This window comes from Nonomuraea mesophila (assembly GCF_004352805.1).
Taxonomy (GTDB): Bacteria; Actinomycetota; Actinomycetes; order Streptosporangiales; family Streptosporangiaceae; genus Nonomuraea; species Nonomuraea longispora.
Genome location: NZ_SMLD01000213.1, coordinates 1 through 14,540 on the forward strand (window position 1 = coordinate 1; position 14,540 = coordinate 14,540).

Genomic DNA, 14,540 nt, shown 5'->3' on the forward strand with positions numbered 1-14,540 from the left:
CCCGGCCGACCACCCGGCCGACCACGCTGCCCACCGTGGACGACCCGCCCGCCACCGACCCGCCGGACGATCCCCCCGACGATCCGCCGCCGGGCACGGACGAGCCCGACCCGCCGGTGCGGGACAGGGAGCCGCTGCTGTCGGTCTCGGTGTCAGTGTCGCTCGGCCTGCCGGTGCTCGGCGGCGACGGCGAGGGGCTGCTGGACGCCGGCGTCGGCGTGGGCCTGGGCACCTCCCTGCTGGGGGTCGTGCTGGTGCCGGGTTCGGTGCTGCTCGGACGGCAGATCGTGGTCCGCAGGGTACGCCGGTCGCGCGGCCGGGAACGCCCGTGAGCCGCGCCCCCCGTGCGGTGATCGCCTGCCACGCCGCCGGGCCGGCCGCGTAGGGGGTCGGTGGTCAGTCCTTGGCCAGGGCCGTCAGCAGGCGGTCCTCGGTCACCTCGGGGCCGGTCAGCTGCTCGGTGATCGCGCCGTCGCGCAGCACCACCACGCTGTCGCAGTTGGCCACCAGCTCGGCCACGTCGGACGAGATGAGCAGGATCGCCAGCCCGTCCACGGCGAGTTCGTCGAGCAGCGCCTGCATCTCCAGCTTGGTCGCCACGTCGACCCCGCGGGTGGGCTCGTCCAGCAGCAGCACCTTGGGGTGCATGGCCAGCCACCGCGCCAGCAGCACCTTCTGCTGGTTGCCGCCCGACAGCTCGCCGGCCGGCTGCCGGGGCGAGACGGCCTTGATGCCGAGCCGCCTCATGAAGGTCGCCACGATGCCGTCCACCTGCGCGTCGGACACGATGCCCGCCCGCGACAGGCGCGGCAGCGCGGCGAGGGCGATGTTGTCGCGCACCGACAGCGTGGGCACGATGCCCTCGGTCTTCCGGTTCTCCGGCACCAGGCCGATCCCGGCGCGTACGGCGCTCCTGACCGACCACTTGCGTGCCCCCGACGCGGGACGCGCGCCGGTCACCGTCACCTGCCCCGCGTCCACCGGCAGTGCGCCCGCGATGGCGCGGGCCGTCTCGCTGCGCCCGGCGCCGAGCAGCCCGCCGAGCCCGATCACCTCGCCGGCCCGCATCGCCAGCGACACCCCGTCGAGCACGTGGTGGCGGGTGAGGTCCTTCGCCACGAGGACGGGCACGTCGGCGGGCTCTTCGGCCGGACCGGCCGAGAAGGGCGGGTCCACCGGGTGGAAAGGCCGCCCGAGCATGAGCGAGACCAGCCGCAGCCGGTCGAGCCCCGCCAGCGGCCCGGTGTGCACGACCCGGCCGTCACGCAGCACGGTGACCCGGTCGCAGATGCCGAACAGCTCCTCCAGCCGGTGGGTGACGTAGATGACCGAGCGGCCCTCCTCGCGCAGCCGGGTCACGGCCGCGAACAGGGGCTCCAGCTCGGCGTGCTCCAGCGCCGACGTGGGCTCGTCCATGATGACCAGGCGGGCGTCGGCGGAGGCCGCCCTGGCCAGGGCGACGAGCTGGCGCGTGCCCTCGTTGAGCGAGGCGAGCGGGCGGCGTACGTCGATGCGCAGCCCGTACGCGGCCAGCATCTCCTCGGCGCGGGCGTGCACGGCCGCGCCGTCGATCAGCCCGAGCCGGCCCCTGGGCTCCCTGCCGAGCAGCAGGTTGCGGGCGACGCTCATGGTGGGGACGAGGTTGGTCTCCTGGTGGATCGTGGCGATCCCGGCCCGCCTGGCGTCGGCCGGGCCGGTGAACGTGACCGGTTCGTCGCGGAAGCGCACCTCGCCCGCGTCGGGCGGGTGGACGCCGGAGAGCACCTTCACCAGGGTCGACTTGCCCGCGCCGTTGCCGCCGATCAGGGCGTGCACCTCGCCGGGGCGTACGGACATGGTGACGTGGTCGAGGGCGGTGACGCCCTGGAAGGTCTTGAGAACGCCTGCCACCTGTAGCACGGTTGCCTCCGCCTCGATCGTGGTGGAGGAAGAAAACATTCCCGTAACGGGTTTGTCACATTCGATCAGTAGCGCGATCAGAACTGGGCGACGTGCAGGCGCACGCCCCGGCCGCTCAGCTCGTCGAGCACGTCGCGGGGCGCGGAGTCGTCGGTGACCAGGTGGGCGATCTGGTCGGCGGGGACGGTCTGCACCATCGTGTCGACGCCGACCTTGGTGTGGTCGGCCAGCACGACGACCTCCTCGGCGGCGGCTGCCAGCGCCCGGTCGACCCCCGCCACCTGCATGTTGGGCGTCGACAGCCCGCGGTCGGCGCTCAGCCCGTTGCCCGAGATGAACGCCCTGCGCACCCGCAGGCCCGCCAGCGAGTGCTCGGCCGCGCTGCCCACCAGGGCCAGGATCGAGCCGCGCAGCGTGCCGCCGGTGAGCATCACCTCGACGCGCGGCGAGCCGGCCAGCACCTGGGCGACCAGCAGCGAGTTGGTCACGACGGCCAGCTCGGAGTGCCGCGTCAGGCGGCGGGCGAACTCCTGGGTGGTGGTGCCGGGCCCGACGACGATGGCGTCGCCGTCCTCCACGAGCGCGGCGGCCAGCTCGGCGATGGCGGCCTTCTCGGCGGACTCCAGCGAGACCTTGTGGGCGTAGCCGGCCTCGCGCGACAGCTCTCCCGGCAGGGTGGCGCCGCCGTGGTGGCGGTTGAGCAGGCCCTCCGACTCCAGCGCGCGCAGGTCGCGCCGGACGGTGACCTCGGAGGAGTGCACGGCCTGGGCGAGCTCGCGCAGCGACACCGCGCCGTTGGCGCGCACCAGCTCGAGGATGCGCTGCCTGCGTTCAGCGGCGAACACGGGCCTGCGGCCGTCGCTCTGCGTGTCGCTCACGTCCCGATCATATTCGACGCGCCAACATGCGTTCACCTTTGACCGAACGCGAACGAATCTGATCGGAAATCTTGACCGGCTCGGTCCGGCAGTGCTTACTTTGGAGCATGTCAGGGTCAAAAGCTGTCCGAACGTGATCAGCGCATCGAAAGGACCCCCCGTTGCGTAAGCCCCTCGTGCTGTTGCTCGCCGTTCTGATGTCCGTCTTATGGCAGGTGCCGCCGCCCGCCTCGGCCTCTGTCCCCGCCGCGACCGAGCGGCACGGCCTGCGCGGCGACTACTACCTCGCCTCGGAGGCGGGCGCGTTCGACTTCGCCGAGCTCAAGGCGAGCGTCGTCGACCCCAACCTGGAGCTGGCCGACCTGAACCCCGTGTTCACCATGCTGACCGGCAGGGAGGACGACGTCACCGTCCGGTGGACCGGGCAGATCGAGCCCGAGCACTCCGAGACCTACACCTTCTCCATGATCGGCGACAACGGCTTCCGCCTCTGGATCGACGGCGAGCCGATCATCGACCACTGGGTGGACGACTGGGACACCGAGCAGACCGGCACACCGATCGCGCTGGAGGCCGGCAGGAAGTACGACATCAAGGTCGAGTACTTCGAGCACTACGGCGGCGCCCACCTGCGCCTGCGCTGGCAGAGCCCAAGCCAGCCGAAGGCCGTCGTGCCCGCGCAGGCGTTCACGCTGCCCGAGGACTTCGACCCCGGAGGCCCCGCCGACGCCCGGCTCGGCGAGGCCGGCGACGTCGCCACGCTCACCTTCCCCAAGGCGCTGGCCGAACTGCCCCCGGACGCCGCGGGCAAGCTCGCCGTCACCGTCGGCGGCACGGCCTGGCCCGTGACCACGGCGACCCTGAAGACCCCCGAGACCGTCGAGCTCACGCTGAAGCACCCGATCCCGGCGAAGGCGGGCAACACCGTACGCACCGGGTACGACGGCACCGGCGGCATCACGTACGCCGACGGCACCGAGCTGGCCGCGTACACCTACGGCTACGTGCACAACACCTCCACCTACATCCTGCGCAGCCAGTGGGCCGACGACGTCGACCCGGCGAACCCGCTGCCCGAGTACCCCAGGCCGCAGCTCGTCAGGGACCGCTGGCAGAGCCTCAACGGCACGTGGCAGTTCGCCCCGGCCAAGGAGGGCGAGGCCGCGCCCGCCGGCCGTGACCTGCCCGAGCGCATCGTCGTGCCGTACCCCGTCGAGTCCCAGCTGTCCGGCATCGGCCGGCACGAGGAGCGCATGTGGTACCGCAGGACGTTCGAGGTGCCGCGCGGCTGGCGCGGCGACCGTGTCCTGCTGCACCTCGACGCGGTGGACTGGCAGGCCGCCGTCTACGTCAACGGCAAGCGGGTCACCACCCACAAGGGCGGCTACGACCGGATCAGCGTGGACGTCACCGACGCGCTCAAGCGCCACGGCCGCCAGGAGCTCGTCGTCGGCGTGTACGACCCGACCGACGCCGGCAGCCAGGCCCTCGGCAAGCAGCGGCTCGACCCGGGCGGCATCTGGTACACCGCCGTGTCCGGCATCTGGCAGTCCGTCTGGCTCGAACCGGTCGCCAAGGACCACATCGAGCGCGTCGACGCCGTGCCCGACGTGCCGGGCGAGGCGGTGAAGGTCACCGTGCACGGTTCGCCCGGCACCGTCGTCGTGACGGCCAGGGACGGCAGGCGCGTTGTCGGCAGGGCCACCGGCAGGACCGGCAAGGAGCTCAGGATCCCGGTGCGCAAGCCGAAACTGTGGTCCCCCGACGACCCCCACCTGTACGACCTGGAGGTCAGGCTCAAGCGCGACAGGGCCGAGTCGTACTTCGGCATGCGCTCCATCGAGGTGTCCGGCAACCGGATGATCCTCAACGGCAGGCCGGTCTTCCAGATCGGCCCGCTCGACCAGGGCTTCTGGCCCGACGGCATCTACACCGCCCCGACCGACGAGGCCCTGCGCCACGACCTGGAGCAGACCAAGGCGCTCGGCTTCAACGCGGTGCGCAAGCACGTCAAGGTCGAGCCCGACCGCTGGTACCACCACGCCGACAAGCTGGGCCTGCTGGTCTGGCAGGACATGCCGTCGACCGTACGCGCCGACGACAGGCCCCAGTTCGAGGCCGAGCTGCGCGAGCTGGTCGACCAGCACCGCAGCAGCCCGTCCATCGTGATGTGGGTGCCCTTCAACGAGGGCTGGGGCCAGTACGACCAGGCGCGCATCGCCGACCTGGTCAAGAAGTGGGACCCCTCGCGCCTGGTGAACAACATGAGCGGAGTCAACTGCTGCGGCGCCGTGGACGGCGGCAACGGCGACGTCAAGGACTTCCACATCTACCCCGGTCCCGGCAACCCCGGCAAACCGGAGGGCACCAGGGCCAACGTGATCGGCGAGTACGGCGGCCTGGCCCTGCCGCTGGTCGGCCACACCTGGTCCGGCGGCGGCTGGGGCTACGCGGTCGAGCCCGACCCCGAGGCGCTCACCGACCGCTACGTCGGCATGGTCGGGGAACTGCGGCGGCTGCACGCCTGTGAGCAGCTCAGCGGCGCGATCTACACCCAGACCACCGACGTGGAGACCGAGATCAACGGCCTGATGACGTACGACCGTGCGGTCACCAAGCCCGACGTGAAGCGCGTCCACGACGCGCACAAGGCGCTGACGGGCGAGGTCGACCCGTCCTGCGCCTGAGCTCCGGCCCGCGCCCGGGCCCTCGTGGCCCGGGCGCGGCTCCTGATAGGAAAGGAACGCCATGACCCCCCATATCCGGACAGCCGCGCTGGCGCTGGCCGTGCTCCTCACCGCGTCGGCCTGCGCCAAGTCGGAAGAGCCCCAGAGCGCGCCCGCCGCCACCAGCACCGCGGGGCAGCAGGTCGTCCAGACGCCCTCGGGCACGGCCGGCCCCACCTGCACGCTCGACCAGTTCGGCGGCGAGAAGTTCGACCTCAAGACGGCCACGGTCGGCTTCTCGCAGTCCGAGAAGGAGGCCAACCCGTTCCGGATCGCCGAGACCAAGTCGATCAGGGACGAGGCGGACAAGCTCGGCATCAAGGACCTCAAGGTCACCAACGCCCAGTCGCAGTTCTCCAAGCAGATCACCGACGTGCAGCAGCTCATCGCCCAGGGCGTGCAGCTCCTGGTGATCGCCCCGCTCAACTCCGACGGCTGGGAGCCCGTGCTCCAGCAGGCCGCCGCCAAGAAGATCCCGATCATCACGGTCGACCGGAAGATCAACGCCAAGCCGTGCAGCGACTACCTGACGTTCATCGGCTCGGACTTCTACGAGCAGGGCAAGCGCGCCGCCGACCGCATGATCGACGCGCTCGGCGGCAAGGGCAAGGTCGCCATCCTCCTCGGCGCCCCCGGGAACAACGTCACCACCGAGCGTACGAACGGCTTCAAGGACCGCGTCAAGGAGAAGGCGCCGGACATCACGATCTCGTTCGAGCAGACCGGCGAGTTCGCCCGCGAGAAGGGCCAGCAGGTCACCGAGCAGCTCATCCAGTCCAACCCCGACATCAACGGCATCTACGCGGAGAACGACGAGATGGCGCTCGGCGCGGTCACCGCGCTGAAGGGCGCGGGCAAGGAGGCCGGCGACATCAAGATCGTGTCGGTGGACGGCACCCGCAGCGCCGTCCAGGCCATCGCCGACGGCTGGCTGCACGCGGTCATCGAGTCGAACCCGCGCTTCGGCCCGCTGGCCTTCGAGACCGCCCAGAAGTTCCTCGACGGAGAGCCCATCCCCGACAAGGTGATCATCTCCGACCGGGACTACGACACGACCAACGCCAAGGACTCCCTCGGTGAGGCGTACTGACTTGGAACCGGTTCTCGAGGCCAGGGGGGTCAGCAAGCGCTTCCCCGGTGTGCTCGCCCTCGACGGCGTGTCCCTCGCCCTCCGCCCGGGTGAGGTGCACGCCCTCGTCGGGGAGAACGGCGCCGGGAAGTCCACGCTGATCAAAGTCTTCACCGGCGTGTACCAGCCGGACGGCGGCGAGCTGCGCCACCAGGGCGAACCCGCCGCCTTCGGCAGCCCCATGGACGCGCAGCGCGCCGGCATCTCCACCATCTACCAGGAGGTCAACCTCGTCCCGATGATGAGCGTGGCCCGCAACCTGCTGCTCGGCCGCGAGCCGCGCGGCCGCTTCGGCGTGATCGACGCGGCCGCCATGAACGGCGAGGCGGAACGGGTCCTCGCCGGCTACGGCGTCGACACCGACGTCAGGCGGCCGCTGCGCTCGCTCGGCGTCGGCGCCCAGCAGATGGTCGCGCTGGCCAGGGCCGTCTCCATCGACGCCCGGGTCGTCATCATGGACGAGCCCACCTCGTCGCTGGAGCCGCGCGAGGTCGAGACGTTGTTCGGGGTGATCAGGCGACTGCGCGACCAGGGCATCGCGGTCATGTACGTCAGCCATCGCCTCGACGAGCTCTACCAGGTGTGCGACCAGGTGACCGTGCTGCGTGACGGCCGGGTCGCCCACACCGGGGCGCTGGCCGATGTGGAACGCCTGCGGCTCATCTCGCTGATGCTCGGCCGCGACCTGAACGAGGTCCGCTCCCAGGGCATGACCCGCTTCTCCCGTGACCGCACGGGCACGGGCACGGGCACGGGCACGGGCGCGGGCACGGGCACGGGCGCGGGTACGGGCGCGGGCAGTGGGCAGGGCCGGCGTTCCCCGGTCGTCGAGGCGCGCGGCCTGACCCGGCGGCACGTCCTCGACGGCGTGGACGTGTCCGTCAGGCCCGGCGAGGTGGTCGGGCTAGGAGGGCTGCTCGGCGCCGGCCGTACCGAGACCGCCAAGGCCATCGTCGGCGCGCTCCCGCTGGACGGCGGGCAGGTGCTCGTGGCCGGGGCGCCTGTGCGCGCCGGCTCCACCACGGCGGCCATCCGCGCGGGCGTCAGCCTGCTGCCCGAGGACCGTAAGGCGGAGGGCATCATCCCGACCCTGTCCGTCCGCGAGAACATCGCGCTCGCCGCGCTGCCCTCGCTCGGCCGGGGCGGCGTGGTGTCCGACGCCAAGATCGACCGCGTGGTCGAGATCTTCATGCGGAGGCTGAGGATCAAGGCCGCCTCGCCGCACCAGCTCGTCTCCGAGCTGTCCGGCGGCAACCAGCAGAAGGTGCTGCTCGCCCGCTGGCTCGCCGTACGGCCGAAGGTGCTGCTGCTCGACGAGCCCACCCGGGGCATCGACGTCGGAGCCAAGGCCGAGGTGCAGGCGCTGATCGACGAGCTGGCGGGGGAGGGCCTGGGCGTGCTGCTGATCTCCTCCGACCTGGAGGAGCTGGTCGAGGGCGCCGACCGGATCCTCGTGCTGCGTGACGGCGCGGTCGCGGGGGAGTTGTCGGGCGGCGACGTCACCGAGGAGAGGATCATGGCGACGATCGCGGAGCAGGCCGATGGCTGAGCTCACCACCCAGGGCGCCGGCCGCGTCGCCGTGCTGAAGCCGCGCGTGTTCGGCTGGGTGCAGGACTACGGTGTGTACGCCGCCGTGCTGGCGCTGCTGCTGTTCAACGTGCTGTTCACGCCGCACTTCCTGGACGCCTCGAACTTCCGCACCCAGCTCGTCCAGGTCACCCCCATCGTGATCGTCTCCCTGGGCATGGCCCTGGTCATCGGCACCCAGGGCATCGACCTGTCGGTCGGCTCGGCGATGTCGCTGGCCGCCGCGCTGGTCGTGCTCTACCTAGGGTACGGCTGGCTGCCCGCGCTGATCGTGGCCGTGCTCGGCGGGGCCGTCGTGGGCGCCGTGGGAGGGGCGCTGGTCGCCTACGTCAACGTGCAGCCGATCGTCGCCACCTTGGCCCTGCTGGTCGGCGTACGAGGGCTGGCCAACGTGCTCGTGCCGCAGCTGGTCGAGTTCCGCAACCCCGACCTGATCGCGCTGGGCAGCAGCTCGGTCGCCGGGATCCCCGTCATCGTGCTCATCGCGGCGGCGCTCACGCTCGTCGTGATGTTCGTGGTGCGGCGGACCACGTTCGGCCGGCAGGTGGTGGCGATCGGCGGCAACCGGTCGGCCAGCGAGCTGTCCGGGCTGCCCGTCAAACGTGTCCTGCTGATCGTCTACGTGATCTCCGGCCTGCTCGCGGCGCTGGCCGGGGTGCTCGCCACCGCCCGCCTGCAGGCGAGCGACCCGACGTCGCTCGGCCTGTTCATCGAGCTGTCGGCGATCACCGCCGTCGTCGTCGGCGGCACGCCTCTGACCGGCGGCCGGATCAGGGTGCTCAGCACCGTCATGGGCGCGCTGCTCATGCAGCTGCTGGCCGCCACGCTGATCAAACACAACCTGCCGCAGTCGTGGACCCAGATGGTCCAGGCGGTCATCATCCTGGCCGCCGTCTACGCCACCAGGGAGCGTGCCACCCGATGAACCGTGAACAGGTGAGCCGGGTGCTGCAGCAGCACGGCGCGGTCATGGTGCTGGGCGTGCTGGTGATCGTGGGCAGCCTGGCGTTCGACTCCTTCGCCACGACGGGGAACGCCGCCAGCGTGGTCGTGTCGTCGTCCTTCCTGGCGATCATCGCGATCGGCATGACGTTCGTCATCATCAGCGGCGGCATAGACCTGTCGGTGGGGTCGCTGTTCGTGCTCGGAGGCGTGCTGGCGGCGTACGGCTCGCAGTACGGGCTCGTCGTGGCGCTGCTGCTGCCGCTGGCGGTGTGCGGGCTGGCGGGCCTGCTGCAGGGCCTGGTCATCGCGCGTACGGGCATGGCGCCGTTCATCGTCACCCTGGCCGGGCTGCTGGGCGTGCGCGGCCTCATGCTCGCGATCTCCGACGAGGGCGCCACGACGTACCTGGTCGAGGACCGGGCCTTCGCGGCGCTGGGTCAGGGGGATGTGCTCGGCCTGACGTACCCGGTCTGGATCACGATCGCCCTGTCGCTGGCCGCCATGGTGCTGCTGCAGCGTACGGGCTTCGGCCAGAACGTCTACGCCATCGGCGGCAACGAGCAGGCGGCGGCGCTCATGGGCGTGCCGGTGGTGCGCACGAAGGTGTACGTCTACCTGATGTCGGGGCTGCTCGCGGGGCTGGCCGGCGCGCTCAACGCGGCCCGCCTGTCCTCCGGGGTGACGATCCTCGGAATCGGGATGGAACTGGACGTGATCGCCGCCGTGGTCATCGGCGGGACCCTGCTGACCGGGGGAGCCGGCGGGATCACGGGAACGGTGGCCGGGGTGCTGCTGCTCGGCGTCATCCAGAGCCTGATCAACCAGGTGGGCAACCTGACGTCCGCGTTCCAGCAGGTGGTGAGCGGATTGTTCCTGGCACTGGTGGTCGTGGCGCAGCGGCTGCTGAGCAAGGCGCAGCGGCTGACCTGACCCCGGACGATCCCTAGCGGGCCCGCCCGCGCGGCTTGAGCCGGGTGGCGGGCAGGACGGGCGCGGGGAGCGGAGCCCCGTCGAACCCCTCGACGACGCCGAACCCCTCGCCCTCCATCCACTCCTTCCGGTACGCGGCGATCTCGTCGTGGGAACGGCCGACGAAGTTCCACCACATGACGATCTCCTCGCCGAACGGCTCGCCGCCGATCAGCAGCACCCGGCCCCGCCCCGACAGCCGGACCCGGGAGCGTCCCGGAGGGAGGTAGCGCAGCGGCCCCCGCTCCAGGTGCTCGACGGCGCCGTCGAGCAGCAGCAGCCCGTGCTCGAACCCCGCGTCGAGCGGCACCTCACCGGTGCCGTCCACGGTGATCTCGGCGCCCACGAGCGGAGTGAACGCGGTGGCGGGGGAGCGCACGCCGCCGAGGGTCCCCATGATCACGCCGGCCTCGAAGCCGGGGCCGCGCAGCACGGGCATGACGGGATGATGCTCGAAGGCGGGCCCGGTGTGGCGGTGCCCGCCGGGCAGCGCCACCCACAGCTGCACCCCGTGCAGCGGGGCGAGCGGCGACTCCTCCGAGTGCGAGATCCCGCGGCCGGCCGTCATCAGGTTCAGCTGCCCTGGGCGTACGTGCTGCAGGGTGCCGAGGCTGTCGCGGTGCAGCACCTCGCCCGCGACCAGCCAGCTCACGGTCTGCAGGCCGGTGTGCGGGTGGGGCGGCACCCGCATCTCGGCCCGCTGCGGCCCGTAGGCGTCCACGAAGCACCACGCGCCGATCATCCGCCGCTGCCGGCCGGGCAGGGTCCTGCTCACCGTCATCGCGCGCGGGCCGCCGAGCGGGACCTCGCGCCCCGCCAGCACCTCGCCCGGGCCTGTGTCCGAGCCCGCACCGTCCGGGCCTGGACCGTCCGGATTTGTGCTCGCCGTCCTGCCGGCGCCGCAGCGGATCTCCCGCGGTTCCCGCTCCAGGTTGCTCACGCTCCGACTGTACGTCCCGCGCCGGGCGGTCAGGCCAGGGTCTCCCACCAGCCGTCCACCACCGGGGCGGCCGTGGTGTCCACGGCCTCACCCGGCCGCGGCACGACGATCTCGACGTCACGGGCCTTGGCCTCGCGCCACAACCGCTCCACCGGCTCCGCCCACGGGTGCAGGGCCAGCGTGAACGTCGCCCAGTGCACCGGGAGCAGCAGCCCGCCGCCCAGGTCGAGGTGGGCGTTGACGGCTTCCTCCGGCGTCATGTGGATGTCCGGCCAGGCCGGGCTGTAGGCGCCGATCGGCATCAGCGTCAGGTCGAACGGCCCGTGCGCCGACCCGATGCCCCGGTACCCTTCGAAATAGCCGGAGTCGCCGGCGTAGAACACCCGTCTGGCCGCCCCGGCGACCACCCAGGAGCCCCAGAGCGTGTCGTTGCGGGTGAAGGTGCGGCCCGAGAAGTGGCGGGCCGCCGTGGCGACGAAACGCAGCCCCGCCACCTCGGCCTCCTCGTCCCAGTCGAGCTCGATGATCCGGAACGCGGGCACGCCCCACCGCTCCAGGTGCGCGCCGATGCCCAGCGGCACCAGGAACGGCGCCTTCTGCATCCGCGTCAGCGCGCGCACCGTGGTCAGGTCGAGGTGGTCGTAGTGGTCGTGGGAGATGGCGATCGCGTCGACCTGCGGCAGCTCGCCCAACTCCACGGGCACCGGATGGTGCCGCTTCGGGCCGACGAGGCGCGTGGGGGAGACCCGCCTGCTCCACACCGGGTCGAACAACACCCGCCTGCCCTCGATCTCGACCAGCGTGGAGGCGTGGCCGTACCAGACGGCCCGCACGCCGTCCTCGGGCGGCGGGCCGGACGGCGGGACGCGCAGCGGGACGATGCCGCCGGGGCGGCGCTGCTCCCTGTCCTTGGCCAGGTCGCCGAGCAGGCTCGCGGGCGGCCTGGCCAGCGACGTCTCGGGTGCCGGATTGACGAACGCGCCGTCCCTGAACTGCGGCGAACGTCGTATCCTCGCCTCCCGGTCGGGCCCCGACGTCAGTGGCCGTACGCCCAGCTCGGCGGGCAGGTCGCGCAGTGCCCAGCCGGCCGCGGCGAGGACCGCGCCACCCGCGAGGACGCGCCGTGCCGTCCGCTTTCGTGCCATCGCACACTCCCCTGGAAAAATCAGTCCGTCCCGCTCAACCCGGCGGGAGTCCCCGGTGTTCCCCAACCTACGATATATCGCGATAGTCCCCGCGGTGCGATCCACCGCCATCCACCGCCATCCACGCCGACAGGTCGGGGGCGGAGGATCAGCCGATCGGGGAGAATCCCGTCGCCGACCAGACGGCCCGCGAGGGCGCCTCCGGATCGTTCACGTCGGAGGGTTCGACGTCGAAGAGGTGCGTGGTGGCGCTCGCCGTGTCGTAGCGCGGCCAGCCCGGCTCCCCGGTGGCGGCGAAGGCCGTCCAGGCCGTGCGGAACTGGTCGGACAGCTTCGGCAGGTCGGGGGACTCGCCGGCCAGCATCTGCGCCAGCTCGTCGTCGAGCGCGCCGAAGGTGAGCGGCACGTCCAGGCCGTGGCAGGCGCGGAACACCGGCGTGGGCGCCCAGGTCAGTTCGTAGACGAAGGACGTGCCCGTGTGGGCGTCGGCCAGCTGGGAGCTCGGCATCCGGAACATCCAGTCCGACAACAGCATCACGTACAGGTCCTCGTCGGAGGCCTGCGGATACGCCTCGCGGTAGGCGCGCTCGGCCCCGGCGGGCGCCAGGATGCGCATGGCCCGCCCGACGTCGTCGAAGCGCCCGCCGCCCATGACGTGGAACATCCGGTACTCGTCCCGGTTGTAGCCCGCGATCAGCTCGACGTCGCGGCTCGCGCCGGCGGCCAGGGCGTTCCACGGTGTGTCGGGCAGCACCTCGCCGTCCACCACGGGTGCGAACGCGATCGGGGCGAACGCGATCGATCCCCATTCGCGTGGTTTGCCGGGAATCTCTTCGGTGGCGACCGCCTCCGCCGCCGCCACGAGCACCTCCGCGGGGGTGTCGTACGGGGAAGCGCCCCCCGTCCTGCGCACGATCGACTCGGTGACGCGGGCGGCGTGAGCCGGCGTGAAGAACATGCCCGGTACGCTCTGCGCGATGGCCCGCCGGAACAGGCCGTCCGCCATCGGCATCGCCATCAGGCACGCGACGGCGCCCGCGCCCGCCGACTCGCCGAACACCGTGACGTTGCCCGGGTCGCCGCCGAACGCCGCGATGTTGTCCTGCACCCAGCGCAGCGCGGCCACCGAGTCCAGCAGGCCACGGTTGTCCGGAGCGCCGGGAACGTGACCGTACCCCTCCATGCCGACCCGGTGGTTGAACGTGACCACGACCGCGCCGTGGCCCGCGAGCGTCGCGCCGTCGTAGACGGGCAGGTCGGCGCAGCCGGAGCGGTACGCGCCCCCGTAGATCCACACCATCACGGGCAGCCCTGAGCCGCCGGGGTCGGGCGTCCAGACGTTCACGGTGAGGCAGTCGAGCCCTTCGTCCGGACTCCACGCGGGCAGGCCGGGCATCATCGGCGGCTGCGGCGGCCGCGGGCCGAACCGTACGGCGTCCAGCACGCCGTCCCACGGTTCGGGCGGCACGGGCGCGGCGAAGCGCAGCGGCCCGAACGGGGTCTTCGCGAACGGTATGCCCTTGAAGACCGAGATGCCGTCCCGCTCGGACCCGCGTACCCGGCCGGCGCCGATTTTGATCATCCGTTTCCTTCCCTCAGCGTCTCCGATCTTTAGTCTGATCTCTTTCGCGAAATTTGCGACCCGGAAACGGCCACGGATTGGGCCGGCAGCCCCCCAGCGACTTGGACTGCTGGGCCATCACAGGAGCCAGGCGGCCGGGCCCCGGGCAGGAGCGGTGGCCGTGCCCTAGGGCGTGGCCGACCTCATGGCTGATCAGGTAGTGCCGGTAGTCGGTCAGCCGGCCGTCGTACTGGGGGACGCCCTTCGCCCAGCGCAGGGCGTTGATGACCGAGCGGGTGCCGTTCCAGCAGGACAGCTTGCCTCCGGTGCGCAGCGGCAGGCACTGGCGGCGGGTGAGGCGAGGGCTGGACAGGGCGACCCGCACCCGCACCGGCGGGTGATCGACCCGCCGGAAACGCCCCCAGCCCCGCTCGTCGTTGAGCGTGCGGTGCACGTCGGAGGCGAACGTACGAGGGTCGAACGGCAGGCCGCGCTCCACCTCGACCAGGTATCGCACGACCGGGCCCGGTCCCGGCCCCGGGGGTGCGCCGCCACGCACGACGGCGTACCTGCCGGAGACCGCGTACGGCACCCGTACGGTCGCGCGGGCCCGTCGCTCGCCAGGAGGCGGCGGCTCGCTGGACGTGCTGGGAGGGGTGGTCACGGGTGAGGTGGCCGGTGGGGTGGTGACCGGCTGTGCGCCGCATCCGGCGGCGAGCAGGAGCAGGAGCAGCAGCAGCGGTGCGAGCAGCGGCAACGT

The 14,540-nt window shown here is 71.9% G+C and carries 12 protein-coding genes; 6 read left to right on the forward strand and 6 right to left on the reverse strand.

The annotated features are described in order from the left end of the window. Positions 1–332: hypothetical protein (locus tag E1295_RS49445; protein WP_181958134.1), on the forward strand; the 332-nt coding region annotated here is incomplete at its 5' end. A gap of 64 nt (positions 333–396) precedes the next feature. Here E1295_RS49445 and E1295_RS42825 read toward each other — a convergent pair. Next, on the reverse strand, positions 397–1,890 hold the full coding sequence (locus tag E1295_RS42825) for a sugar ABC transporter ATP-binding protein (protein ID WP_246081072.1): 1,494 nt from the start codon (positions 1,888–1,890) through the stop codon (positions 397–399). Positions 1,891–1,976: 86 nt separating this feature from the next. Beyond that, a complete protein-coding gene (locus E1295_RS42830) occupies positions 1,977–2,777 on the reverse strand; it encodes a DeoR/GlpR family DNA-binding transcription regulator (RefSeq protein WP_220449173.1) in 801 nt (266 codons plus the stop codon). A 161-nt stretch (positions 2,778–2,938) separates the two neighbouring features. Between E1295_RS42830 and E1295_RS42835 the strand changes: the two genes are divergently transcribed. The 5 genes from E1295_RS42835 (at position 2,939) to E1295_RS42855 (ending at position 10,095) form a co-directional block, all read left to right on the forward strand. Beyond that, entirely contained in the window at positions 2,939–5,464 is a 2,526-nt protein-coding gene (locus tag E1295_RS42835) for a PA14 domain-containing protein (RefSeq protein WP_220449174.1), read from the forward strand. Positions 5,465–5,525: 61 nt separating this feature from the next. Further along, positions 5,526–6,593, forward strand: a complete 1,068-nt coding sequence (locus E1295_RS42840) for an ABC transporter substrate-binding protein (RefSeq protein ID WP_132640224.1) — start codon at positions 5,526–5,528, stop codon at positions 6,591–6,593. A gap of 1 nt (position 6,594) precedes the next feature. Beyond that, positions 6,595–8,181 (forward strand): sugar ABC transporter ATP-binding protein, encoded by a 1,587-nt coding sequence (locus tag E1295_RS42845; protein WP_132640226.1) that lies wholly within the window; start codon positions 6,595–6,597, stop codon positions 8,179–8,181. Beyond that, a complete protein-coding gene (locus tag E1295_RS42850; protein ID WP_132640228.1) occupies positions 8,174–9,145 on the forward strand; it encodes an ABC transporter permease in 972 nt (323 codons plus the stop codon). The genes E1295_RS42845 and E1295_RS42850 overlap by 8 nt, the downstream gene beginning before the upstream one ends. Then, positions 9,142–10,095: an ABC transporter permease gene (locus E1295_RS42855; RefSeq protein WP_132640230.1), complete on the forward strand. Its 954-nt coding sequence runs from the start codon at positions 9,142–9,144 to the stop codon at positions 10,093–10,095. The genes E1295_RS42850 and E1295_RS42855 overlap by 4 nt, the downstream gene beginning before the upstream one ends. 13 nt (positions 10,096–10,108) lie before the next feature. On the opposite strand, the gene E1295_RS42860 is transcribed toward E1295_RS42855, so the two are convergent. The 4 genes from E1295_RS42860 to E1295_RS42875 all read right to left on the reverse strand — a co-directional run. After that, a complete protein-coding gene (locus E1295_RS42860; RefSeq protein WP_132640232.1) occupies positions 10,109–11,074 on the reverse strand; it encodes a pirin family protein in 966 nt (321 codons plus the stop codon). A 29-nt stretch (positions 11,075–11,103) separates the two neighbouring features. Continuing rightward, positions 11,104–12,219 (reverse strand): MBL fold metallo-hydrolase, encoded by a 1,116-nt coding sequence (locus E1295_RS42865; RefSeq protein ID WP_132640234.1) that lies wholly within the window; start codon positions 12,217–12,219, stop codon positions 11,104–11,106. Between the two features lie 148 nt (positions 12,220–12,367). After that, entirely contained in the window at positions 12,368–13,801 is a 1,434-nt protein-coding gene (locus tag E1295_RS42870; RefSeq protein WP_132640236.1) for a carboxylesterase/lipase family protein, read from the reverse strand. Positions 13,802–13,814: 13 nt separating this feature from the next. Continuing rightward, positions 13,815–14,540 (reverse strand): DUF3152 domain-containing protein (locus tag E1295_RS42875; RefSeq protein ID WP_342775964.1); only part of this gene is annotated, 726 nt, incomplete at its 5' end.